General features: G+C 70.0%; 20 protein-coding genes. 10 read left to right on the top strand and 10 right to left on the bottom strand.

All coding sequences use genetic code 11. The annotated features are described in order from the left end of the window. The first annotated feature begins 7 nt into the window (after nt 1-7). Nucleotides 8-1,132 carry an NAD(P)/FAD-dependent oxidoreductase gene (locus ABD830_RS34340; RefSeq protein ID WP_344997051.1) on the top strand — a complete coding sequence of 375 codons (1,125 nt, stop codon included), beginning with the start codon at nt 8-10 and terminating at the stop codon, nt 1,130-1,132. Here the strand turns inward: ABD830_RS34340 and ABD830_RS34335 are convergent. Together ABD830_RS34335 and ABD830_RS34330 are read right to left on the bottom strand one after the other, a co-directional pair. Then, nucleotides 1,092-1,643 (bottom strand): GNAT family N-acetyltransferase, encoded by a 552-nt coding sequence (locus tag ABD830_RS34335; protein ID WP_344997048.1) that lies wholly within the window; start codon nt 1,641-1,643, stop codon nt 1,092-1,094. The two genes, ABD830_RS34340 and ABD830_RS34335, sit on opposite strands and share 41 nt — an antisense overlap. Then, a complete protein-coding gene (locus tag ABD830_RS34330) occupies nt 1,644-2,171 on the bottom strand; it encodes a P-loop nucleotide/nucleoside kinase family protein (RefSeq protein WP_344997045.1) in 528 nt (175 codons plus the stop codon). A 134-nt stretch (nt 2,172-2,305) separates the two neighbouring features. Between ABD830_RS34330 and ABD830_RS34325 the strand changes: the two genes are divergently transcribed. Together ABD830_RS34325 and ABD830_RS34320 are read left to right on the top strand one after the other, a co-directional pair. Beyond that, entirely contained in the window at nt 2,306-2,863 is a 558-nt protein-coding gene (locus ABD830_RS34325) for a DUF6939 family protein (protein WP_344997042.1), read from the top strand. Between the two features lie 167 nt (nt 2,864-3,030). Continuing rightward, on the top strand, nt 3,031-3,645 hold the full coding sequence (locus tag ABD830_RS34320; protein WP_344997039.1) for a nucleotidyltransferase domain-containing protein: 615 nt from the start codon (nt 3,031-3,033) through the stop codon (nt 3,643-3,645). 83 nt (nt 3,646-3,728) lie between these two features. On the opposite strand, the gene ABD830_RS34315 is transcribed toward ABD830_RS34320, so the two are convergent. From ABD830_RS34315 to ABD830_RS34305, 3 genes are all read right to left on the bottom strand, one after another. Next, the gene (locus tag ABD830_RS34315; RefSeq protein WP_344997036.1) at nt 3,729-5,132 is read right to left on the bottom strand and encodes a hypothetical protein; all 1,404 of its coding nucleotides are present in this window, start codon (nt 5,130-5,132) and stop codon (nt 3,729-3,731) included. A gap of 141 nt (nt 5,133-5,273) precedes the next feature. Then, nucleotides 5,274-7,034, bottom strand: a complete 1,761-nt coding sequence (locus ABD830_RS34310; protein ID WP_344997032.1) for an acetyl/propionyl/methylcrotonyl-CoA carboxylase subunit alpha — start codon at nt 7,032-7,034, stop codon at nt 5,274-5,276. A gap of 27 nt (nt 7,035-7,061) precedes the next feature. Then, a complete protein-coding gene (locus ABD830_RS34305) occupies nt 7,062-7,781 on the bottom strand; it encodes an SDR family NAD(P)-dependent oxidoreductase (RefSeq protein WP_344997029.1) in 720 nt (239 codons plus the stop codon). A gap of 131 nt (nt 7,782-7,912) precedes the next feature. Here ABD830_RS34305 and ABD830_RS34300 point away from each other — a divergent pair, with 131 nt between their 5' ends. The 3 genes from ABD830_RS34300 to ABD830_RS34290 all read left to right on the top strand — a co-directional run bounded on the left by ABD830_RS34300 (nt 7,913) and on the right by ABD830_RS34290 (nt 11,708). Then, nucleotides 7,913-8,185 (top strand): WXG100 family type VII secretion target, encoded by a 273-nt coding sequence (locus tag ABD830_RS34300; protein WP_344997026.1) that lies wholly within the window; start codon nt 7,913-7,915, stop codon nt 8,183-8,185. Between the two features lie 99 nt (nt 8,186-8,284). Beyond that, nucleotides 8,285-9,427: a S8 family serine peptidase gene (locus ABD830_RS34295; protein WP_344997023.1), complete on the top strand. Its 1,143-nt coding sequence runs from the start codon at nt 8,285-8,287 to the stop codon at nt 9,425-9,427. 115 nt (nt 9,428-9,542) lie between these two features. After that, nucleotides 9,543-11,708, top strand: coding sequence for a protein kinase domain-containing protein (locus ABD830_RS34290; RefSeq protein ID WP_344997020.1), 2,166 nt, complete (start codon nt 9,543-9,545; stop codon nt 11,706-11,708). A 41-nt stretch (nt 11,709-11,749) separates the two neighbouring features. On the opposite strand, the gene ABD830_RS34285 is transcribed toward ABD830_RS34290, so the two are convergent. From ABD830_RS34285 to eccCa, 3 genes are read right to left on the bottom strand one after another with little or no spacing between them, the layout of a single operon-like run. Beyond that, on the bottom strand, nt 11,750-12,871 hold the full coding sequence (locus ABD830_RS34285; protein ID WP_344997017.1) for a transglycosylase SLT domain-containing protein: 1,122 nt from the start codon (nt 12,869-12,871) through the stop codon (nt 11,750-11,752). Further along, nucleotides 12,868-13,203, bottom strand: coding sequence for a hypothetical protein (locus ABD830_RS34280; protein ID WP_344997014.1), 336 nt, complete (start codon nt 13,201-13,203; stop codon nt 12,868-12,870). The genes ABD830_RS34285 and ABD830_RS34280 overlap by 4 nt, the downstream gene beginning before the upstream one ends. Then, nucleotides 13,200-17,186: a type VII secretion protein EccCa gene (gene eccCa, locus ABD830_RS34275; protein ID WP_344997011.1), complete on the bottom strand. Its 3,987-nt coding sequence runs from the start codon at nt 17,184-17,186 to the stop codon at nt 13,200-13,202. The genes ABD830_RS34280 and eccCa overlap by 4 nt, the downstream gene beginning before the upstream one ends. 101 nt (nt 17,187-17,287) lie before the next feature. On the opposite strand from eccCa, the gene eccD reads away from it, so the two are divergent. Continuing rightward, entirely contained in the window at nt 17,288-18,757 is a 1,470-nt protein-coding gene (eccD, locus tag ABD830_RS34270; protein WP_344997008.1) for a type VII secretion integral membrane protein EccD, read from the top strand. An 18-nt stretch (nt 18,758-18,775) separates the two neighbouring features. On the opposite strand, the gene ABD830_RS34265 is transcribed toward eccD, so the two are convergent. Beyond that, on the bottom strand, nt 18,776-19,213 hold the full coding sequence (locus ABD830_RS34265) for a YbaB/EbfC family nucleoid-associated protein (RefSeq protein WP_344997005.1): 438 nt from the start codon (nt 19,211-19,213) through the stop codon (nt 18,776-18,778). A gap of 111 nt (nt 19,214-19,324) precedes the next feature. Between ABD830_RS34265 and ABD830_RS34260 the strand changes: the two genes are divergently transcribed. Genes ABD830_RS34260 through ABD830_RS34250 form a run of 3 tightly spaced genes read left to right on the top strand, consistent with a single transcriptional unit; the run spans nt 19,325 to nt 21,141 of the window. Beyond that, the gene (locus ABD830_RS34260) at nt 19,325-19,648 is read left to right on the top strand and encodes a hypothetical protein (RefSeq protein WP_344997002.1); all 324 of its coding nucleotides are present in this window, start codon (nt 19,325-19,327) and stop codon (nt 19,646-19,648) included. Next, nucleotides 19,648-20,655, top strand: coding sequence for a hypothetical protein (locus tag ABD830_RS34255; RefSeq protein WP_344996999.1), 1,008 nt, complete (start codon nt 19,648-19,650; stop codon nt 20,653-20,655). The genes ABD830_RS34260 and ABD830_RS34255 overlap by 1 nt, the downstream gene beginning before the upstream one ends. Nucleotides 20,656-20,703: 48 nt before the next feature. Then, nucleotides 20,704-21,141 (top strand): YbaB/EbfC family nucleoid-associated protein, encoded by a 438-nt coding sequence (locus ABD830_RS34250; RefSeq protein WP_344996996.1) that lies wholly within the window; start codon nt 20,704-20,706, stop codon nt 21,139-21,141. Between the two features lie 52 nt (nt 21,142-21,193). Here the strand turns inward: ABD830_RS34250 and ABD830_RS34245 are convergent, their stop codons facing one another. Then, entirely contained in the window at nt 21,194-22,585 is a 1,392-nt protein-coding gene (locus ABD830_RS34245) for a hypothetical protein (RefSeq protein WP_344996993.1), read from the bottom strand. Nucleotides 22,586-22,595: the final 10 nt, after the last annotated feature.

The following is a 22,595-nucleotide window of genomic DNA, read 5'->3' as shown; positions in this document are numbered from 1 at the left end:
AGGAACCATGACCGACCACATCGTGGTGCTGGGCGCCGGATACGCGGGGCTGGGGGCGGCCAAGCGGGCCGCCTGGCGGCTGCGGCGCGCGGACGTCCGGGTGACGCTGGTCAACGCGACCGACCGTTTCGTGGAACGCGTCCGGCTTCACCAGCTCGCCGCGGGCCAGCGGCTGCCCGACCTGCCGCTGGCCGGCCTGCTCGCCGGCACCGGCATCGAGCTGGTGGTCGCCCGGGTGATCGGGATCGACCTGGAGGCGAGGACGGTGCGCCTGGACGCGGCTCCGTACGACCTCTCCTATGACGTGCTGGTCTACGCGCTCGGGAGTGCCGCCGAGCTGGACGCCGTGCCGGGGGTGCGCGAGCACGCGTACACGCTGGCCGCCGCCGACGAGGCCGTCCGGCTGCGGGCGCGGCTCGCGGAGAGCCGGGAGGTGACCGTGATCGGCGGTGGGCTGACCGGCATCGAGGCCGCGACCGAGTTCGCCGAGACCGTCCCCGGGCTGCGCGTCTCCCTCGTCTCCGCCGGCCTGATCGGGGAGGGGCTTTCCGCACGGGCCCGCCGCCACCTCCACCGGGCCTTCTCCCGCATGGGCATCGCCGTACGCGAGCACGCGCCGGTCGCCAAGATCGGGCCCGGCGGCCCGCTGCTGGAGTCCGGGGATGAGCTGCCTTCCGAGACCGTGGTGTGGGCGGGCGGGTTCCGCGTATCCGATCTCGCCGCCGCGGCGGGACTGGCCACGGACCGGCACGGGCGCATGCTCGTGGACCGGTCACTGCGGTCGGTGTCACATCCGGAGGTGTTCGGCATCGGCGACGCCGCGGCGGCCGACCGGAGCGGGCGGCCCACCCGGATGGCCTGCCAGACGGGCCTGCCCATGGGGATGTACGGGGGCGAGGCGGTGGCCGACCTGCTGACGGGGCGTAAGCCGCGGCGCGCCAGGTTCCGGTACGTCTGGCAGAACATCAGTCTGGGCCGGCACGACGGGGTCACCCAGTTCACCCGGCGCGACGACAGCCCGGCCGACGCCGTACTCACCGGCCGGCTCTCAGCCGCCTTCAAGGAGGCCATCGTGCGCGGCACCGTCTGGGCTATGCGTCATCCGGGCCCGTACCGGCCGTTTCCGCGGTGATCGCCCACCGCTCGTGGTCCCGCCACGCGCCGTCGATGTACTGGAAGTTCGGCGAATAGCCCTCTCGCCGGAAGCCGACGCGCTTGATCAGGCTCAGGGAGGGGGCGTTCGTGGGCTGGATGTTCGCCTCGATGCGGTGCAGCCCCAGCTCGCCGAACGCGTACCGGACCAGCAGCCGCAGCCCTTCCGTCAGGTAGCCGCGCCCGGTCGTGGAGGAGTAGGCGCAGTACCCGAGGGTGCCGTCCTGGCGCGTGCCCCTGACGATGTTGTTGATGTTGGCCCGGCCCACGATGGCTCCGGTGTCGAGGCGGCAGATCACGAAGCCCTCGTTGGCCGGTTCGTCGAAGCGCGCCACGTACCCTTCGAAGACCTCGTCGGTGGTGATGGGGTCGCCGGGCATCCAGCGGGCGAGGAGGTCGGCGCTCTCCCGGTTCAGGGCCAGGAATTCGGCCCGGTCCTGGCGGCTGATGCGGCGGATCCCGACACGGGTCCCTTCGGCGAGATAGGTCACTTATCCGATGTTACGAATCTTGAAGTTGCCTTGATCCAGGCTCCGGAGGAGGCCGCCGAGCGACTCCTCCGGCGTCTGTCCGGAGGTGTCCACGACGATGTGCTCGCGCTCCCACGGCTCGTATTCGCGGTCGACGACCTCCTGCCAGGTGGGCGGCCGCAGGTCGGGGATGTCGATCGAACGCGAGGCCACGCGGTGGCGGTGCTCCTCCCGGTCGGAGCAGACGACCTCCACCTCGGCCACCGGTACGCCTGCCTTGGCCCCGACCTCCTGCCACGCGTCACGGGTGGCGGCCAGGGGGTTCACCGACTCCGCGACCACGCCCAGCCCCTGGCGCAGGTGCTCCTCGGCCAGTGCGTACCCGACCATGTAGCCCGCGGGGCCGAGGGGTTGGCGGGCCAGGCCGGAGCGGACGATCGCCTGCTCGATGGTGTCGATGCGCACGTGGACCGCGCCGAGGTGGGTGGCCAGGAGCCGGGAGAGCGTCGTCTTGCCTGTCGCGGGGAGGCCGCCGATGACGATGAGCATGGGGTTCATGCTGCCGGAAACGCGCGAAGGTCGCCTCAGAAGGCCCCAGCCCGCTCCGGCGGTCGCGAAAGCGAAAGTGTCGCCCCCTTCGGCCAAGCTGTACCGCGTCCGTTCCTGACCGAAGGGTTGTCACCGTGCCGATTCAGGTCGCCGGCCGCCGTCGTTCAGCCGCCTCGCTCGCCAAGGCCCATCCCGGCGCCGAGATCATCGACGTGACCTCCAAGGCAGGTGAGCCATGGGTGAGGATGAGCCCGTTCTTCCCGCACGGCGGCATCCCCGTCCCGCAGACCCCGGGCGTCTACAGCCAGACGGTCGAGGGGATCTGGCAGGCGCTCAAGGTCTTCGAGACCGCCGACGTCGACCCCACCAAGCTCGACATCACCAACATGACCGGCCTCAAACGCACCGTGCGGAAGCACGGGCTGGTGCGCGGCCACCGAGACGGCCTCTACGGCAGCCGGTTGCTCGACTACCCGACCGCCCGGCGCCGCATCTACCTTCCCGCCTACCGCTGGGTCCTGGAGAACAGGGTGAGCAGTCTCGTGAAGCGCTTGCGGCGGCTCGCTGACCGCGGCGATGTGGTTCTTCTCGACTACACGACCAACGGCGACGTCGACGACCCCGCCACCCCGCTCTCCCATGCCGCGCTGGTCTGCCACTACATCGAGGGCCGCTGGCCTGAGAAAGCTTGAGTTCGGGAGCGCCAGGAGACGCCTTCGACCAGGCCGACCGATGATGGCATCCCGACGACGTGGGCCGTCGACATGGATCTGTGAATTGATTTACGCTCACAACCGTAACTGGATTTACAGATCCCACGGGCGCGACGACAGAGGCTGCCGTCATGCATGATCTTCGGATGACGAGGATCGAGACGCCGTGGGGGCCCTGGGAGGCCGCGCCGCTTGACGAGGTCGTCGCGTTGATGCGCGGGCTGGCGGCGCCGTGGTGGGTGGCCGGCGGGTACGCGATCGAGCTGGCCGTGGGCCATCCGTATCGCGAGCACGGGGACGTGGATGTCGCGCTGCTGCGGCGGGACCAGCTCGCCGTGCGGCGGCTGCTGGACGGCTGGGACGTCCACGCCGCGGTCGTGCCCCAGACGCTGCGGCCATGGGCACTGGACGAGGTGCTGCCCGAGCAGGCACACGACATCTGGGTACGCGAGCATCCGGACGGGCCATGGCGCTTCCAGCTCATGCTGGACGAGGCCGACGGAGAGGAGTGGATCTACCGGCGTGACCCTCGGATCCGCCGCTCGCTGGCCGGGCTGACCGTTGAGGAGGACGGTTTCCACCGGCTTGCCCCGGAGGTGCAGCTGCTCTACAAGGCCAAGGGTGCGCGGCCGAAGGACGAGGCCGATTTCGAGGCGGTCCTCCCGTTGCTGAGCGACACGCAGCGGCGCTGGCTGGACGAGGCGCTGGAGACCGAGCACATCACCCATCCCTGGCGCGAACGCCTGCGCCGGATGGCTTGAGTCGGGAAGCCGAAAGGGGCGCTGCCCGGAGGTGATCCGCGCAACGCCCCCTGTGGAGGCCCGTACCTGTGGGCCTCAGGGCTTTACCAGTCGCCGCCGCCGAAGTCGCCGCCGCCGAAGTCTCCGCCGCCTCCGCCGAAGTCGCCCCAGCCGCCGCCACCACCGAAGTCGCCGCCGCCGCCGAAGTCGCCACCCCCGCCGAGGTCGCCGCCGCCGCCGTCCGCGTAGCCCTCGGCGTAGCCGGCGCCGTAGCCGCCGTAACCCCAGCCGCCGCTGAGCATGCTGCCCATCATGGTGCCGATGAACATGCCGGTCATGACGTCGCCGAAGCCGCCGTAGTAGCCGTACGCGTACGGCTGGTACGCGGGGCCCGCGTCGTAGTACGGACGGCGGTGGCCGTCGACCATGACCTCGCGCATCTGCGGGTCGAAGCCGCGCTCCACGGCCTCGGCGTCCATCCGGCAGGCCGGCACGTCGCGGAGCGCGCCGCCGGGCGGGGCCCAGCGGACGTCACGGACGGACGGGCCGTGCTGCGGGTTGAAGAAGCAGGGGGCGCGCCGCTCGGGGACCGGCTCGTTGTTGACCTTGGCCTTGACCACGGCCAGCGCGTAGCGGCCGTCCTCGAGGGTCTGGGTGACGTCGCGGACCTGGTCGGCCCGCTGGACGGTGGCCAGCTGCGTCTTGGCCTTCTCGTAGGAGTCGAGCGCCTGCTGCCATTCCTCGATGTGCTTGCCGCCCTGGCCGGCGAGCGTCACGTCGGTGTCGAGGGCGGTGATCTCCTCGCCGAGCTTGGTGACGTCCTCGTCCACGGTCTGCTTGACGGCCGCCAGGTCCTTGGCCTCCTGGATGGCCCGCTTCTTCTTCTTGTTGCTGGAGTAGAGGAAGTAGCCGCCACCGCCGACCAGCGCCAGCGCGCCCAGGCCGATCAGCGCCGCGGTGCCGCCGGCGCCGGGGTTGGCCTGGCTGTCGGTGTCGAGGGCGGAGCGGTCGCCCTTCATGGCCAGGTCCACGCGGTGGACGAAGTCCTTCATGCCGTCCGCGACGTTCGAGTTGGCGCTCACCGCGCGGTTGGCCAGCTCGCCCGCGAGACCCTGCTGACGCAGCGCGCTCGAGGCCGCGAACAGCGTCGGGCCGTCGAGCACGACGAACGTGGCCCGGTTACGGCCCGCGGCCGTCAGCGCCGAGTTGAGCGAGCTCATGTAGGAAGCAACATTGGAGTCGGTGATCGTGCCGTCGGGCAGCGCGACAGCGTAGATCTTGCTCTTGGCCCCCTTCAGCGCGTCACGGATCTCACTCTGCTGATCAGAGGTCAGCGGCGAGCCCGACTCCACGAAGAGCGGGTCCTTCTTGTCCTTCCAATAGGACACCACCGACTGAGCATCAGGGGGAGCCGCCGCGTTGGCGGCAGGGGACAGCGCAAGAACGACGATCAGACCGGCGATCAGAGCCGCGATCGCGGCCCCTGCTCGGCGCAGCGAATGGGTCATTGGCAGCAAGCCTCCTTCGCCCATGAGGACGAACGGGCGATCGGCAAAGTTCCTCATTGGGCACGCTACCCTCAGGCGAGCCGGCAAGCGCGCACCGTGACAGAAGAGCGACAGAAGAGCCTGGGGCCATGGATTCGCGGGTCAGGCGTCCTTGATCTCGCAGATCGTGGCGCCGGAGGTCACGGTCTGCCCGATCGCCGCCGTGAGCCCCGTGATGGTGCCCGACTTGTGGGCGGCCAGCGGCTGCTCCATCTTCATGGCCTCCAGCACGACGACCGTGTCGCCCTCGGCCACCACATCCCCGTCTGTGGCCACGACCTTGACGATCGTCCCCTGCATCGGGCTGACCAGCGCGTCACCGCCCGCCGCCGACGCCTTCCTGGAACCGCCGCCGCCCCGACGCGGCGCCTTGCCGGGGGCGGAGGCGGAGGAGCCGGGGCCGGACGCGGCGAGCCCGGCGGGCAGGACGACCTCCAGGCGCTTGCCCCCGACCTCGACCGTCACCGTCTCGCGCGCCGCGCCGGCCGGTCCTGCGGCGGTCTCCTCGTCGTAGGGCGCGACCGTGTTCTCCCACTCGGTCTCGATCCACCGTGTGTGCACGGAGAACGGCGCGGAGGCGAAGGCCGGATCGGACACGACGGCCCGATGGAACGGCAGCACGGTGGGCATCCCCGAGATCTCGAACTCCGCCAGCGCCCGCCGCGCCCGCTGCAGGGCCTCGTCCCGCGTCCGCCCCGTGACGATCAGCTTCGCCACGAGCGAGTCGAACGTCTGCGGCACCGTCATCCCGGCCTCGTACCCGGAGTCGAGCCGCACCCCGGGGCCGGAGGGCGCGCGCATGACGGTCAGCGTTCCGGGAGCGGGCAGGAAGTTGCGCCCGGCGTCCTCGGCGTTGATCCGGAACTCGATCGAGTGGCCGCGCAGCGCCGGGTCGCCGTATTCGAGCGCCGCCCCGTCGGCGATCCTGAACATCTCCCGCACCAGGTCGATGCCCGACACCTCCTCGGTGACCGGGTGCTCGACCTGCAGTCGCGTGTTCACCTCCAGGAACGAGATCGTCCCGTCCTGGCCGACGAGGAACTCGCACGTGCCGGCCCCGACGTACCCGGCCTCCTTCAGGATGGCCTTGGAGCTGGTGTAGAGGATCTCGACCTGCTCCTCCGACAGGAACGGCGCCGGGGCCTCCTCCACGAGCTTCTGGTGGCGGCGCTGGAGCGAGCAGTCGCGTGTGCTGACCACGACCACGTTGCCGTGGGAGTCGGCCAGGCACTGCGTCTCGACGTGGCGGGGCCGGTCGAGGTAGCGCTCCACGAAGCACTCGCCCCGCCCGAACGCCGCGAGGGCCTCGCGCACGGCCGACTCGTACAGCTCGGCGACCTCCTCCAGCCTGCGCGCCACCTTGATACCGCGGCCCCCGCCGCCGTACGCCGCCTTGATCGCGATCGGCAGCCCGTGCTCCTCCGCGAACGCGACGACCTCGTCGGCTCCGGAGACCGGGTCCTTGGTGCCGGCGACCAGCGGCGCGCCGACCTTCTGCGCGATGTGCCTGGCCTGCACCTTGTCGCCGAGCGCGGCGATGGCGGACGGCGGCGGGCCGATCCAGATCAGGCCCGCGTCGATGACGGCCTGCGCGAAGGCGGCGTTCTCGGCCAGGAAGCCGTATCCGGGGTGCACGGCGTCCGACCTGGAGCGGCGCGCGATCTCCAGCAGCTTGTCGATGTGCAGGTAGGTCTCGGCGGGTGACTGGCCGCCCAGCGCGTACGCCTCGTCGGCGACCTTGACGTGCAACGCCTCGAGATCCTGGTCGGCGTAGACGGCCACGCTGCCGATGCCGGCGTCCTTGCACGCGCGTGCCACACGTACGGCGATCTCGCCCCGATTGGCGATCAGAACCTTCCGCACCGACCCGACATCCTTCCTTGAGAGAGTTCAGCGGCCCAGGTAGGCGCCGCCGTTCACGTGAAGCACCTGCCCGGTGACATGCCTGGCTCCCGCGGAGGCCAGAAAGAGAACGGTATCCGCCACGTCGGAGGGGGTGCCAGGGCGGCCGTTGCGCGTGTTCTGCACGCGGGCCCTGATGCCCTCCTCCGTCAGCCGTCCGCGGAAGAACTCGGTGTCCAGGACGAGACCGGGGGAGACGACGTTCGCCGTGATGCCCCTGGGCCCGAGTTCGGCGGCGAGGTCGGCGATCCAGGACTCCATGGCGGCCTTGGCGGCGCCGTACGAGCCGGAGCCCGTGCCGCGTGCCGCGATCGAGCCGATGGAGACGACCCGGCCGCCTTCCCTGATGCGCGGCGTCAGCGCGGTGGTCACGAGGACGGCGGACATCAGGTTGGCGTTGAGGTTGGCCCACCAGGCCTCGGCCACGTCCATCAGCTCGCCGGACTGCCTGCGGTCGAGGTTGGTGTTGCCGCCGGCGTTGTTGACGAGCACGTCCACGTGCCGCGGCAGGCTGTCGAGCGCGTCCTTCACCGCGACGGGACTGGCGGCGTTGAAGGCCGCGTACGCCGCGCCGAGCCGCGACGCGGCCTCCTTGAGCACGTGTTCGCGCCGGCCGGTGATGGTGACGTGATCGCCGAGCGAGGCGAAAGCGGCGGCAACGGCGTACCCGATGCCGGTGCCTCCGCCGGTCACCACAACCTCGCGCATGTGAAGGACAGCTCCCAGGGACGAATCCGAACAATCCTCGGGTAGACCATAGCCGCTTGGCATAACTCCGGCGACGGCTGGTGGTCCCCCTTTAAGTTGAGGGCGCTTTCCCCATGTTCCAGGAGGTATGCATGAGCCAGAGCATGTTCGGCGGCGACCTCGCCGAAATGCAGCAGATGGCCAGCCAGTTCACGCAGCAGTCAGAGGCGGTCCGCACCACGATGACCGCGCTCGACCGCGAGGCCGCCAAGGTCGGCACGGCGTGGACGGGGCCGGGCGCCCAGCGTTTCCAGCAGGCGTGGCAGAACTACCGTACGGCCTTCCAGCGCATGACCGAGGAGCTGCAGGAGGCTTCGCGGGTCATCGGCACCTACCGCCAGAACATCGAGTCCGCAACGAAATGAGCAACGGACAGGGGCCCTGGCGAAGGTGCCGGGGCTTCCTTCCGTTGATTCCGGCGGTCCACGCGATCGGGTGAACCCGGCAAGCTACGCTTTTCCCCCATGATTGGTCGCGCCCTGGTGGCGAGCGCGCTCGCCCTGCACCTTCCGCTGGCGCCCGCGGTCGCGAGGGACAACTGCCAACCGCCCAGAGGCACCATGCAGGTGGGCGAGTCGTGGGCGCAGAAACGGCTCGATCCCAAACGTGCCTGGTCGCTCTCCACCGGCGCGGGCGTGAAAGTAGCGATCATCGACAGCGGCGTCGACCTGCAGCATCCGCAGATCCGCCTGGCGGGCAGGGCTGACCTCACCGGCACCGGCTACCGCGACTGCGTGGGTCACGGCACCGCCGTGGCGGGCATCATCGGCGCACAGTACATGCAGGGAGTGCTGTTCTACGGCATGGCGCCGGGCGCGCGGCTGCTCTCCTACAAGCAGACCGACTCCGAGCGGGACGGCGACCCCGATTTGCTGGTCAAGGCCATCAAGGCCGCCGCCGATGAGGGCGCGAAGGTCATCAACGTGTCCATATCGACGACCGACCAGCCCTCGCTCAGGGAAGTCGTCCAGTATGCGATGGCCAAGGACGCGCTGATCGTCGCCGCGGCAGGCAACGTCAAGAAGGAGGACGGCACCCCCGTTCCGGCGTATCCGGCCGCCTACGAAGGGGTGCTCGCAGTGGGGGCGGCGGGCCCGAACGGCATCCTGTCCGACTTCTCCAACGTCAAGACCCCTGTCGCCGTGCTCGGTCCTGGCCAGGGCATCACGTCCACCTGGCCCGGGCGCTCTTATTACAAAGACCTCAACGGCACCAGCTACGCCACTCCCTACGTGGCCGGTGTGGCCGCGCTCGTCCGGGCCCGCTTCCCGAAGCTGAACGAGGAGCAGGTGCGCCAGCGCATCATCGCCACGGCCGACGGCGCCACGGGCGGGGGCAAGGGCGCGGGCATGGTGAACCCCCTGCTGGCGGTCAGCGCCATCCTCCCCTACGAACCGGCCGACGCCCCCGTGGTCGCGCCTCCGCCCCCCAGTCCTCTTCCGGCGGACGCCTTGGCCAAGGTCCCGCCCGTGGACCACGACGCGTTCAACCTCGCTCTGATCATCGCGGGCTCCGCGCTCGGGGTGGCGCTGCTGGTGACGGTGGCCCGGTTCATGATCCCCATGGCGCGACGCAGAGGCTGGCGGCCCGGCCGTCCGACTGACTGAGCCGGCAAGAAGACAAGACGGTGAATTGTCGGGTACAGCCCGAAACTCCAGATACTGATGTGAAATATCTGGTTCAATGTGGCTAGATCATGCTTGGCTTGTGAAAGGTCTGGTCATGCACCCTTTGCGCCCTGGTGACCCAGAGCGGATCGGCAATCTCACCATTGTTGGGCTGCTGGGAGAAGGTCCGCGGGGCGAAGTGTTCCTCGGGCAGGAATCCGAGGACGCACCCATTGTCGCCGTCAAGCTGCTCCCGGCCGATCCCGAGGCCGGTCCCGACGCGCCGGCGAAGCATCTGGGCGCCAAGCGGGTGTCGAGCTCGTACGTGGCCAGAATGCTGGACTCCGGGCTTCACGAGGACCGCCCGTACATCGTCAGGGAGTACGTCGAGGGCAAGAGCCTGGCCCAGGCGGTGGCGGACGACGGGCCGCTGAGCGGAGACGCGCTCGAGCGCATCGCGGTCGGTGTGTTGACCGCGCTGTCGGCCATCCATCTCGCGGGGCTGTCGCACAGGTCGCTCACTCCGCACAACGTGATTCTCGGCCCCGAAGGCCCGCGGGTGACCGACGCCACGGTCGGGGAGCCTGCTGGGGAAGCCGCGTACCAGGCGCCGGAGCAGCTCCATGGCCTCCAGTACGGCCCGTACGCGGACGTGTTCGCCTGGGCCGCGACAATCGCGTTCGCGGGCACGGGCAAGGTGCCGTTCGCCGACCGGGACGCGGTGCTGAACGCCGAGGCCGAGGTCGACATCGAGGGCGAGCCGATGCGCAGGGTGCTGCTGTCGGCGCTGTCCAAGCAGGTGACGGAGCGGCCGACCACGTACAGCGCCCTCATGCAGTTGCTGGGGGACAGCGGCGCGGCCAAGCCGCCGGTCGCCGAGCAGCCCGCCATCGAGGGCGTGCCGCTGCAGGGCATCGCGATCGAGATCCCCGGCGTGCCTGGCCAGGGCCCCATCCCCGGAGCCCCCGGCCAGATCCCGCTGGACGCCACGCTCGTCCAGGGTCCTCCGCCCGTGCAAGGCGCCCCGATGGGGCCGCCCATGCAAGGTCCCCCCATGCAGGGGCCTCCGATGCCCGTGCATGGCGTGCCGGTGCCGTACCAGCACCAGCAGGAGGCCCCCATGTGGGGGCCGCCGGAGACGGACGGCTCCCCGCATCCGCCGCACCAGATCAGGCTGGAGGCGGTGCAGCCCACGACAGCCTCCAAGAAGCCGCGCCGTGGCTTCTCCTTGGTGCTCGTCGCCGGGGTCGGCGCGCTCGCGCTCGTCTCGGCGGTCGGCCTGTGGGGTGCGAACAGGTACGTGAAGCTCCAGCAGGTCAATCCGGCCGCCATGGCGCAGGCCAACGGGAACGAGATCCCGATGCCCGCCAGTTCTCCGGCGACCCCTGGTCCGCAGGGTAGTGACCCGGCCGTCGGCACCGACCCGCAGCAGTCCCAGCCCGAGGCCACGGTGCCCTGGGGGGCCACAGACGCCCCGACGGACGATTCGGGCGTCGGCCCGCTGACGCTGCCCACCGAGTGGTCGTCCACGGCGTCCGGCGTACCCACGGTGCCCGAGCTGACCGCCCCTCCCACCACCCCGGCCGCGATCCCGACGCAGCCGGTCCCGATCCCCACCGCTACGCAGCCGCCGACCGTGACCAAGACGGCCGAGCCGACTCCCACCAAGAAGCGGCACGGCAAGCCCACGGCGACCGTGACCAAGACGGTGGAGCCGAGCAGGACGCCCACTCCGACGCCCACGCAGACCGAGGAGCCGACCCGGTCCCAGGAGCCCACCAGGTCCCAGGAGCCGGACCCCACGCCTACGAAGACGACGGCCAGGCCGACGCCTACGAAGACGACGGCCAGGCCGACGCCGACCAAGACGACGGCCAGGCCCACGCCCACGCCCACGAAGACGACGGCCAGGCCCACGCCGACCAAGACCACGGCCAAGCCGACTCCGACCCAGGCCACGAACCCGCACACGCCCACGCAGGTGTGTGGACCGGGCTTCTCGGTCCAGCGCTCCAGCTCGTTCGCCGGCGGTGTGACGTACCAGCTCTGGAACAACAGCACCAGCCAGAACTGCGTGGTCACCATGAAGACCACCGACATCGGAAAGAGGACGCCGGTCAGCGCCACGCTGGAGGTCCAGGGCGGCGGCAGCCAGACCGACTCCGGCAGCTACGAGTACTATGCCGGGCCGGTCAAGCTGACCGCGAAGGGCAAATGCGTCCGGTACTCGGGCAGCGCGGGCTCCGGGAGCACCAGCGCCGGCTGGGACAACTGCGGCTGACCCGCTTCCCCGGGCCCTGGAGAAGGGCCCGGGGATCGGCATCAGTAGCCGACGTAGCCCAGGCCGCGCTTGGTGTTGACCACGCCGGGCACGTTCGAGACCGAGCCGTAGCGGGAGATCGCGTACTGCACTCCGGCGATGATGTTGTCCACCGGGTTGTAGATGTTCTTGTGCCCGGGCAGCGAGTGCGCGTTGAACGTCGGGTCGATGGTCTGCATCAGGCCCTTGGACGGCGTGCCCTTGGCCGCGTTGGAGTCCCAGTTGTTGATCGCGTTGGGATTCCCGCCCGACTCGTGCTTGATGATCATCCAGATGTCGCTGGCGTTCATCTTGGAGGCCGGTACGCCCTGCTTCTCCAGGATCGCGATGGCCTGTTCGATCCATTCCTTGACCTGGCCCGTGGGCGCGGGGCCGCCGCCGGCGGGCGGCGGGCCGCTGGGACCGTAGCCGCCGAAGGAGTTGCCGCCACCACTGCCGCCACCGCTGCCGCCCCCGCGCAGTCCTCCGGCACCCCCTTGCAGGGAGGTGCGGTCGGGCTGCTGCTGGTAGGTCGGGTCGCGTTCCCAGTCGATCTTCCTGCCCGGGGCGGGCGTGAACTCCTGGGAGGACACGTCAGGAATGGAGTGGAATGTCGTCCCGCGATCCTTCAGGAATTGATTGATGTCCTTCTTGGCCTTGGCAACCGCCTTATCAGCCTTGTCCACCCACGGCTGAGCGTCGGCCTTCGCCTGGTCGACCAGCTTCTTCAGCCCCGGCTCCACGTCCGCCTCCGTGGCGTCGGGGTCGTTGGCGTAGTAGCGGGTCTTGTAGTTGGCGGCGTTGGTGTTCAGGTCCCGGCAGATGGCGCTGATCTCACTGTGCGCCTCGCGTAGCGCGGAGGCGGCACCGTCGAGCGAGGAGGCGGAGTTGGCCAGCGCGAGCGTCAGGCCCTCCGCCGCACTGCCGTACTTGTTGATGTATCTGGCGAACGCGTCGGCGGAGCTGCCCTTCCAGGCGTCGTCCACCACCTGCGCCGCGGCGCCCAGCCCGCCCGCGAACTCGTTGATGTCGCCCGACACGCTGCGCCACGCCTTGGCGATCGTGTCGATCTCGCCGGGATCGCCGGTCACCTTCTTGAGCATCGCGTCGAGCGCGTCGCCTCCGGGCAGGTGCGAGACGCTCATGAGGTCGCCCTGTGTGCCTTGCGGATGTTCTCCTCCACGTCGCTCAATCCCCGTTCGGTGCCGGCCAGCTTCTTGCGCGCCTCGTCCATCTCGCCGATGAGGGCGTCCCAGACGTCGTTGGCGGCCTTGGCCAGCGCGCCGGAGTCGTCGAGGTGGCCGAAGGTATCCGCGCTGACGGCGGTGCGGTTGTTGCGCGGCTCGCCCTTGTCGTCGTATGTGATCTTTCCGGGATTGCGATCGAACAGCGTCTCCTCGTACTGGCCGGCGGCCTTGTGGATGGCCGTCCGGCACCTGTCGAGGGCCGAGAGGTGGATGTCGAGGTCCGCCATCATGCTCCGCTCGTCTTGTCGGCGTCCAGGTAGGCCGTCTGTATCAGGCGCGCGCCGAACCGCCGGTCGACCAGGTAGCCGCGGCCGGGAGGCTGGGGCTGGGGCCGTACGTTGCCGAAGAGGTAGCCCTCGTCCTTGCTGCCGGACATGAGCAGCGCCGGGGTGGCCATGTCCTTCATGCGCTGGATGAGCGGGTCGAACATGGCGCGGCCCGCGCCACCCATCTGGCGGGCCAGCACGAGGTGCAGGCCGATGTCGCGAGCCTGCGGCAGCAGGTCGACCAGCGGCAGCAGCGGGTTGGACGAGGTCGCGACCAGGTCGTAGTCGTCCACGAAGATGTACAGGTCCGAGCCCTGCCACCAGCTTCGGTCGCGCAGTTGGTCCGGCGTGAGGTCCGCCGGCGGCAGGCGGCTCAGCAGAGCCCCCTTGGCGTCGTTGATCAGGTCGGCGGCGGCGGCGCTCGAGGCGGCGTAGCCGATGCGGTGATCGGTCACCGCCGAGTCGAGCAGCGCCCGGCGGTAGTCGATCACGATCATCATGGCCTGGCTCGGCTGCTTCCTGGTCGTCAGCCCCTCGGCGATGAGCCGCAGCAGGTTCGACTTGCCGCTCTCGTTCTCGCCGAAGATCACGAAGTGCGGGTCGGAGTCGAAGTCCAGTGCCACGGGCGCCAGGGAGGCCTCGTCGATGCCGATCGGGATCCGTTCCTGGTCGTCCGGCAGCGCGGAGACGGGCAGCACCGCAGGGAGCAGCCTGACGGGCGGGGCGGGCGGCCCCTGCCAGGAGTCCCGTACGGCCTGCACCAGGTTGCGCGCTCCGCTCGCCAGGTCCGCCGAGTTCTGCACCCCGTCGATCCTGGGCAGCGCGGACAGGAAGTGGAATCCGTCCTTCGTCAGCCCGCGCCCCGGCGTCGCCTCTGGCACGGCCAGCGCCTGCTTCCTGCTGACCTCCGACTCGTAGGCGTCGCCGAGCTTGAGCTCGATCTTGGTCCCGAACAGGTCGCGGATGCTCGGCCGGAACTCCGACCATTTGTTGGTCGCGGCGACGAGGTGGATGCCGTAGCCGAGCCCACGCGCCGCGATGTCGGTGATGGTCGGCTCCAGCGTGTCGAACTCCTGCCGGAGCGTCAGCCATCCGTCCACGACCAGGAACACGTCGCCCCAGCCGTCCCCCTCGATCGCGCCCTCCTCACGCAGCTGCCGGTAGGTGGCCATCGACTCGATGCCGTGCTCGCCGAAGTCGCGTTCGCGCTGCTCCAGGATGGCGCCGATCTCGGCCACCGTGCGACGCACCCGGTCGGCGTCGAGGCGGGTGGCCACTCCGCCCACGTGGGGCAGCCCCTCCAGCGAGGCGAGGGCGCCGCCGCCGAAGTCGAGGCAGTAGAACTGGACCTCGCGCGGGGTGTGCATGAGCGCCATGCCGGCCACGAGCGTACGCACGACCGTGCTCTTGCCGCTCTGCGTGCCGCCCGCCACGCCGACATGCCCCGCGCTGCCGGACACGTCCAGCCAGAACGGGTCGCGGCGCTGCTCGAACGGCTTGTCGATGATGCCGATGACCGCGTGCAGCTTGCCCCGGCCCGGCCAGCCGGCGGTGGTCAGGCCGTGCTCCGGGGTGACCGAGAGCGGCGGCAGGAGATGGGCCAGGGTGGGCGGCTCGGCCAGCGGCGGCAGCCAGATGCGGTGCGCCGCGAGGCCGTGCCCGGCGAGCCGGCCGACCACGACGTCGAGCACGCTGCGCTGGTTGCTGCCTGCCGGCTCGTCGTCGGACTCCGTCGTCACCTGGACGGGGGTGGTGATCTCGGGCAGCGGCACGTGCGCGGGGCCGTACTCCACGACCTCACGGACGGCCGGCGTGCCGTCGGGGGCGGCGGCCTGGGCGGGGTCGTCGTGGTAGGCACCCGAGACGTAGGCGGCCTTGAACCTCGTCATGCCGGTCGTGTCGAACTTCAGGTAGCCGTTGCCCGGCGCCGACGGCAGCTCGTACGCGTCCGCCACGCCCAGCACGACCCGGCTCTCCATGGCGGAGAACGTGCGCAGGCCGATCCGGTAGGACAGGTGCGTGTCGAGGCCGCGCAGCCGCCCCTCCTCCAGCCGCTGCGAGGCCAGGAGCAGGTGCACGCCGAGCGAGCGGCCCAGACGGCCGATCATCACGAACAGGTCGATGAATTCGGGCTTGGCCGACAGCAGCTCGCTGAACTCGTCGAGCACGATGAACAGCGTCGGCATCGGCTGCAGGTCGACGCCCTGCTCTCGGGCCCGCTCGTAGTCGCGCAGCGAGGCGTAGTTGCCCGCCGCGCGCAGCAGTTCCTGCCTGCGGACCATCTCGCCGTGCAGCGCGTCGTGCATGCGGTCGACCAGGGGGAGCTCGTCCTCCAGGTTGGTGATGACGGCGGAGACGTGCGAGAGCCCCTCGAGGCCGAGGAACGTGGCGCCGCCCTTGAAGTCGACCAGGACGAAGTTCAGGATCTCGGACGAGTGCGTGATCGCCAGGCCGAGCACAAGCGTGCGCAGCAGCTCCGACTTGCCCGATCCGGTCGCGCCGATGACCAGCCCGTGCGGGCCCATGCCGCCCTGCGCGGACTCCTTGATGTCCAGCTCGACCATCCGGCCGTCGGCGCCCAGGCCGATGGGCACGCGCAGCCGGTTACGGCCGGCCCTGGGCTGCCATGTGACGGCCGGTGAAAGCCTGCCCGGGTCGCCCACGCCCAGCAGGTCGGTCAGGCTGGTGTTGGTGCCCAGCACGTCCTGCGACTCGCCACCTGAGCCCGCCGAGGCCCGCAGTGGCGCGAGCTGCCGGGCCAGCCCTTCCGCCCGCGCGTAGTCCAGCTTGTCGGGATCGCCCAGCCGGGTCGTGGAGCGTTTGCCTGCGTGGTCGATCTTCACCATGTGGAAGCCGTCGGGCTGGATGTCCAGCCGGAGCGTGCTGGCCTCCTCTACCGGCCCCGTCGCGTCGGACAGGTCGATCACCGTGACGCCCTGGATGGCGTCGATGCCGAGCTGGGAGTCGTGCGGCACGTGCCCGCCGTCCACGATCACCACGTGGTACGGCAGCGAGTCGGCGCCGGTGCCGGGACGGAACCTCGCCCGCTCCTTCAGCTCGTCTCCTACGAGCTGGTCGAGGTGGGACAGGTTCTCGCTCATCAGCCGCACCTGACCTGCGGCGTCCATCTCGTCCGGATGCAGGGCGTGCGGCAGCCACTTGACCCAGTCCCAATGAGGCATCCACTCCTTGCTCGCGCACACCATGACCCGCATGTCATCGGGTGAGTGGAAGGTGGCGAGCTGCGCGATCATCGCCCGGACCAGGCTCCGCACCGCCCGTGGGTCGCCGGTGAGGTGGATGCGCGCGAAGGAGTTGAGCGCGACCGCCACGGGCAGACCCGACACCGTGGAGTGCGCCCGGACGAACCTGCGCAGCGCGCCGGCCGTCAGCGCGTCGAGGTCCTCGACCGGCTTGGAGTCCGGGGGGATGAGCTGCACGGCCAGTTTCTGCACGCCGGTGCCCAGCCGTACCGTGCCGAAGTCCTCGTCGCGGGGACGGCGTTCCCACAGGCGTGGCCCCATGGCGACCCACCAGAGGGTCTCAGGGGCGGGCCCGCTCCACTCCAGGGCCTCGCGCTGCTGGACGGCGGCCTTGCGGACCCTCTTGCGGATCTGGGAGAGGTAGCGGAAGTAGTCGCGGCGCAGGCCGTTGAGGCGGTTCTTGCGCTCGCCCGCGTTGCGGCCGAACTGGCCGACCGTCATGCCCAGCATCGAGACCGCGAACAGGCCGCTGGCCACGTACATGAGGGGGTTGGAGTTGCCTCCCGCGGTGAACATCAGGCCCATGGCCGCGCCGCCCGCAAGCATCGGCACATACATGAGGACGCCGCCGAGTCCGGCGGGCTGCACTTCGGGGATCTCCGGTGGAGACTCCAGCAGGATCTCCCCGCGCGGGGCTTGGGGGCTGGGACGGCGTTCCGGGCGCCGTACAACAACAATGCTCACTTACGGAACAACCCTCCTGTCACCTGAAACACTTTCTTACCAGAGGTGCCATGCCTATATGTTCGGCATGTCGGATTTAGTCAGCCAGATCTGGAGTGGCCTTGACTTCGCTCGCTCATCCGCCGATGCAGCCGATGCAACCGGTGCCGCCGGGGCCGCCGGCGCACCCGGGGGCGCAGCCGCAGATGCGCGCGCCACTGGCGCCTCTGTGCCACGTCACGGTCGTCGCTCCGCGACGCCGTGTCGATCTCGCGCTACCTGCCGACGTGCCACTGCCGCACGTGCTGCCGGGGCTGCTGCGCGCGGTCGGCGAGGCGGGCGGCGACGCGGCCGGACCGCCCGGCTGGGTGCTCCAGCGGCTCGGCGGCGCGCCGTTCGACCTCGGGCAGACTCTCGCGTCCTTGGGGGTGCTGGATGGCGAGCTGCTGTACCTGCGGCCCCGCGAGTTCGCGCTGCCGCCCGCGCTCTACGACGACGTGGCAGACGTGGTGGCCACCGGCGTCAAGGAGAGCTCCGGCAAGTGGGAGCCCCGTCATACCAAGGCCATGGGCGCGGGCGCGGCGGCGATCATGCTGGCGCTGGGAGCGGTCGCACTGGTCCTGTCGGGGAGCGAGCCGCTGGGCGTGACGGTGGTCGCGGGCATGCTCGCGTTGCTGCTGCTCGGCGTCAGCGCGGCCCTGTCCAGGGCGGTCGGTGACTCCTCAGCGGGCGCGCTGGTCGGCTATGCCGCGCTGCCCTACGCGTTCCTCGCCGGACTGTACGGACTGGCCAGCGGCGCCACCTTGACCGGTTTCGGCGCGCCACACCTGCTGGCCGCGCTGACCTGCACCGCGCTGGTGGCCACGATCGGTGGCACCGTGGTCGCCGACGGTGTGGCAGGCTTCCTGGGCACGGCCATCGCGACGGTGACAGGAGCCATCGCCTCGGCCGTGGTCATGGTGTTCGGCGTGCCCGCCGCCGGCGTGGCGGCCATGACGGTGACGATCCTCATCGCGCTCAGCCCGTTGATCCCCACATTGTCGTTCAGGATCGCCAGGGTGCCGCTGCCCGCCCTGCCCACCAGCGCCGACGAACTGCGTGCCGACAACCAGCGGCTGGACAGCGACGGCGTGCTGGCCCGCACCGCCCAGGCCCGCCGCTACGCCACCGGGATGGTCGTCGGCATCGTTCTCAGCGCCATCGGGGCTCTGATCTTCTTGGTCGTCGAGGCGACCTGGCTGTCGATCGCGATGGCCGTCGTGCTCTCGCTGGTGATGCTGCTGCGGGCCCGCGTCTTCCACGGGCTCGGCCAGCGGCTGTGGTTGCTGGGCTCGGGCCTGGGCGGCCTGATGGCGGTGGGGATCGCGGTGAGCGCGGGCGCGGGCACGGTGGCCGCCGCCGCGGTGGTGATGGGCGTGCTCTGGGTGGCCATGCTGGTCGTGGGGCTCGGCCTCTGGCTGCCGTCCGGACGGCTCTCGCCGTTCTGGGGGCGTGCGGGCGAGATCGTGGACGTGATCCTGCTGATCGCGCTGTTCCCGCTGGCGCTGGGCGTGCTCGACGTCTACACCTGGATCCGCGGGCTGGCGGGCTAGCCTGCCCGGCATTTTCCGCTAGAAGTCGTCGCGTGGGTCACGCTCGCCCAGCCGCCTGATGCGGTCGTTCCTGTCGGCCGTCTCCGCACTGAACAGCTCGTGGAACTCGGAGAACTGGCGCTGGATGTCCTCCAGCCCGATCCGCTGCGACTCCGGCACGGCCAGCAGCTCCTGGGCCTGGCGGTCCTGGTCCTCCTGCGCCTGCCGTACCGCCTGGACGACCTCCTCGGCCAGGGCGGCGAGGTCAAGGCGCAGCACGCGGGGCGAGAAGGTCACGCGCTGGAGACGCCCGTCCGCGTCCACCACCGCGGTGGTCAGGCCGCTGCGGCTCTCGCCCTTGCCGCTGATCGAGCGCAGGTCGTCGGCGACCGCGGCGAGGCGGGCCAGCTCGCGCTCGTTCGCCTTCAGCAGCTCGTCCATATCGTGCTCGGTGTAGTCCATGGCACGCCACGTCACTGGCGGCCGGTTAACCGGAGGCGATGCGCGGCTGACCGGACGTTGAACCGATCATGAAGATCACAGCAAATAGCCTACTTCGTCGCGGTATGTAGCGAAGAATGCCATTTTGTGGGGAGTAATCAGCAAGCGGTCCAAGAGATCTACGTCACGTCGTCCACCATCGCGCACACGCGCAAGCGTGTCGACGAGGAACTGCATCCGGACGTGGCGTTCATTCACGGGCTTCTGGCGTCCACGGCCGTGGGTGGGATCGGCTTCGGGGCGGTCGGCGGCTATATGATCGGCGGCGCCTACGACGAATTTCGCCGCTGGGTGGACACCACGTTCACCGATATGGAGGGCGCGGTGCAGAGTTGGTCGGATGCTCTGGAACGGGCCAGGCGTAACTGGCGGGCGGCCGAAGAGGCGAGCATCGTGAGGTACCGCGGCTGATGAGCACCCCTGATCCTTGGGCGCACACCCGTACCACGCCCACCCAGCCGGTGCCCGGCAACCCTTATGCCACGACGCCCCCTAGGCCACCGGCGGGCCCGTACAACCCGTATACGCCGCCCAGGCCCGTCCCTGGCAACCCCTACGCCTATCCCTCACCGAACCAGCCCGTCCCCGGCAGTCCCAACGTCACGCCGCCCAGCGGCGATCTGGGCACAGGAAGGTTCGGTCCACCTCCGGAGCCGTACAACGCGGCGCGCCCGTCCATGCCGTCGCTGGGCGAGAAGTCGCTCAACGCGCTGAAAAGGGCGGGCAAGATCTCCCTGGCTCTGACTCCCGCCGTCCTCATCGCCGGCGGGATGCTCGCCAATGAGCCGGGCATGGCCCAGGCGGTCAGCGTCTGGCAGAGCGCCATGGCCCAACGGCTCGACGGCGGGATGAAGAACCTGCTCCCACAGCTGCGGGACACGGCCAAAGACGGCTGGATCGCGATGGACCGCGATGAGTTCGACAGGGTGCTCTGGACCTTCCAGCGCGAGTCGGAGGTGCTGCGCAACGTCCTGAACACGGCCGGCAGCTCACTCGACGAGGTCGCGGCCGCCTACCGGAGTTTCTGGATCTGGGTCGGGCGCACCGCGCTCGCCTCGATCGGCCTGCTCATCGCCGCCAAGACGCTGCAGCGGGCGCCACAGAGCTCGGTGTGGGGGGTGATGCTGGAGAAGTACATCGCGGCCCAGGTCAACATCGTCACGATCTTGCTGGCCCACTCGTTGGGCAGCAGCCTGAAGGAGGTCGCCAACGTGATGGCGACCATGGTGAAGAGGAATCACCAGTGGAACTACATCACGCCGAGCGGCGACGCCGCAGTCGACTTCAAGTCGATCGTGATCGACGCCGGCAAGTATCCCTCCTTCGCTGAGCCCCCCAAGAACTCCGGACTGCCTCCGGGTTACCAGGATTTCGACTGGATCGAGCCGAAGCGGGAGATCTCCCCTGCCACGCCTTGAGGATAAGGTTGTGAGTAAAGCGTCTTTTGTGGCACGTGGGGTGTGGGGATGATCGAGCGCGAGTTCGGGGCGGTTGACTTCGACAGGGTCCTCAAGAACGCCAACGCGCAGATGGCCCGCACCGCCGAGCTCCAGACGACCCTGACCGCTCTCGTCGGCCGGGCCGAGGATGAGGACGGCCTCGTCGTGGTCGAGTTCGGCCAGGCGGGGCTCAAGGAACTGCAGCTCCATCCCAAGGCCATGCGTCTCTCCGCCGGCGAACTGGCCGAACGCATCAAGCTCGTCCTCAAGGAGGCCATGGCGGACCAGCAGCGGCAGATGTCCGAGGCGATGGAGGAGGCATTCGGGGAGGACAACCCGATGCGCTTCGGCTCTGATCCGGAGGGGGCCATGGAGCTGGTACGCCGGTCGCAGGCGGCGTACGACCGCACCTTCGAGGACGTCATGGGAGAGCTCGACCGGATCCAGCAGCGCTTGGAGGGCTGATCCAACCTGAAGGGGCCGGACGCGCCGAGCGCATCCGGCCCCTTTTCAGCGGTCAGCCGATTTTCTCAGGGCCCACGGGGTGTGGCGAGGACCAGGCGTCGCCGTCCGGGTCGTAGAACTCACGCGTCGTCTCGTTGCGCTGCTCCTGGCCCGCGCCGACGCCCCCCACCGGCGGGTAGCCCATGAGCCCGGAGCCCGAGCCGGGCACCCTGCCGCCGATCACGGCCGGGCTGGTCGCGGCCGTGCCGCCGCCGCCGTACCAGGTGCCGCCCGAGCCAGGCTGCCCCGGGACGGTGGTGAACGGGTTGGCGGTGAACGGGTTGGCGGTGCTCGTGGGCACCGGCGTCGTCGTCGGCAGCTGGGTGTACGGGGTCGTCGTGCTCTGGTGCGGGCCCACGGTGGTGGTCGTCGGAGGGCTGGCGTCGGCGAGCTGCGTCTTGTTGTCGGCGCCGAGGACCGGGGGAACGTCCTGCTGCTGGGTGCCGTCCTGGCTCTGGCTCGGGGGCTGCTGTGCCGAGGTGTCCCCGGGCTGCTGCGGCGAGGTCGGGTCCTGCGTGCCCGTGGACGGGTCGTTCTGGTCCTGGCCCTTGTCCTGATCCTGGCCAGGCCGGTCCTGGTTGTTGTTCTGGCCCGAGGTCTGATCGCGGCCTTGGCCTGGATCGTCCCGGCCGTCCGACCCCTCGCGGCCGCCGCCCGTGCTGCCCGTGCTGCCCGACCCGTCGTTGCCGCCGCCGTGCCAGTATGTGGTCTTGCCGGTGGGCACGTTGGTGCCGCTGCCTGGGTTGATGTGCGGGGCCTTCGTGGTGTCCACCGTGATCGGCGTGATCGCGGGCATCTTGAAGTTGAGGCCCTCGGCGAGCTTGGCGTTCAGATCCGTGATCTCGTTGTTGAGCTTCTCCAGGTGTTTCCTGGCCTGCGCGTTGACGTCGGTGGCCGCAGAGGGCGGGCTGCCCGTCGTACCGCCGCCCGTGTTCTCGCTCTTGGTCGTCGGTGAGGTGGTGCCCGTCCTGTTCAGGCCGTACGTGGCGGCTTCGTCCGCCGCTGGGTCCTGGCCCCACATCAGTGTGGGGACCGTGGCGCGATAGTGCCTGACCCGCTCGGCGTACTTGGTCATCGGCTCGCCGGTCTGCTTCATGGCCTCGCCGAGGGCGGTCGCGCTGGCATGCAGAAGCCGCAGGGCCTTCAGCGCATCGGTGGCGCCCTGGCCGCGCCAGACCTCTTTCAGCTCATCGGCCGCCTTCCAGAGGGCGCCCTCGATCCCGTCCTTGCCCAAGACCAGCTTGGCTGCCTCGATGTAACTCTTACCGGCGCTCTCGATCTTGTCCGGGTCGGTGTTGTTGAGGTAACTGACGACCTTTTCCCTGGTGACAGTGCTGTCCGGGGTCGGATCGCCAAGATAGTCGTAGAGCCTGATCGGCTCCCAGCTGTCGACGCTTTCGGCCATCGAATGTCAT

This window comes from Nonomuraea helvata (genome assembly GCF_039535785.1).
GTDB classification, from domain to species: domain Bacteria; phylum Actinomycetota; class Actinomycetes; order Streptosporangiales; family Streptosporangiaceae; genus Nonomuraea; species Nonomuraea helvata.
Note: the sequence above shows the minus strand (reverse complement) of the source record. Positions and strands in the feature narration are given on the sequence as shown.

Coding starts and splice junctions, on each gene's coding strand:
- ABD830_RS34340 (WP_344997051.1), top strand. CDS start 8: ATGACCGACCACATCGTGGTGCTGGGCGCCGGATACGCGGGGCTGGGG.
- ABD830_RS34330 (WP_344997045.1), bottom strand. CDS start 2,171: ATGCTCATCGTCATCGGCGGCCTCCCCGCGACAGGCAAGACGACGCTC.
- ABD830_RS34320 (WP_344997039.1), top strand. CDS start 3,031: ATGACGAGGATCGAGACGCCGTGGGGGCCCTGGGAGGCCGCGCCGCTT.
- ABD830_RS34315 (WP_344997036.1), bottom strand. CDS start 5,132: ATGACCCATTCGCTGCGCCGAGCAGGGGCCGCGATCGCGGCTCTGATC.
- ABD830_RS34305 (WP_344997029.1), bottom strand. CDS start 7,781: ATGCGCGAGGTTGTGGTGACCGGCGGAGGCACCGGCATCGGGTACGCC.
- ABD830_RS34300 (WP_344997026.1), top strand. CDS start 7,913: ATGAGCCAGAGCATGTTCGGCGGCGACCTCGCCGAAATGCAGCAGATG.
- ABD830_RS34295 (WP_344997023.1), top strand. CDS start 8,285: ATGATTGGTCGCGCCCTGGTGGCGAGCGCGCTCGCCCTGCACCTTCCG.
- ABD830_RS34290 (WP_344997020.1), top strand. CDS start 9,543: ATGCACCCTTTGCGCCCTGGTGACCCAGAGCGGATCGGCAATCTCACC.
- ABD830_RS34285 (WP_344997017.1), bottom strand. CDS start 12,871: ATGAGCGTCTCGCACCTGCCCGGAGGCGACGCGCTCGACGCGATGCTC.
- ABD830_RS34280 (WP_344997014.1), bottom strand. CDS start 13,203: ATGATGGCGGACCTCGACATCCACCTCTCGGCCCTCGACAGGTGCCGG.
- ABD830_RS34255 (WP_344996999.1), top strand. CDS start 19,648: ATGAGCACCCCTGATCCTTGGGCGCACACCCGTACCACGCCCACCCAG.
- ABD830_RS34250 (WP_344996996.1), top strand. CDS start 20,704: ATGATCGAGCGCGAGTTCGGGGCGGTTGACTTCGACAGGGTCCTCAAG.
- ABD830_RS34245 (WP_344996993.1), bottom strand. CDS start 22,585: ATGGCCGAAAGCGTCGACAGCTGGGAGCCGATCAGGCTCTACGACTAT.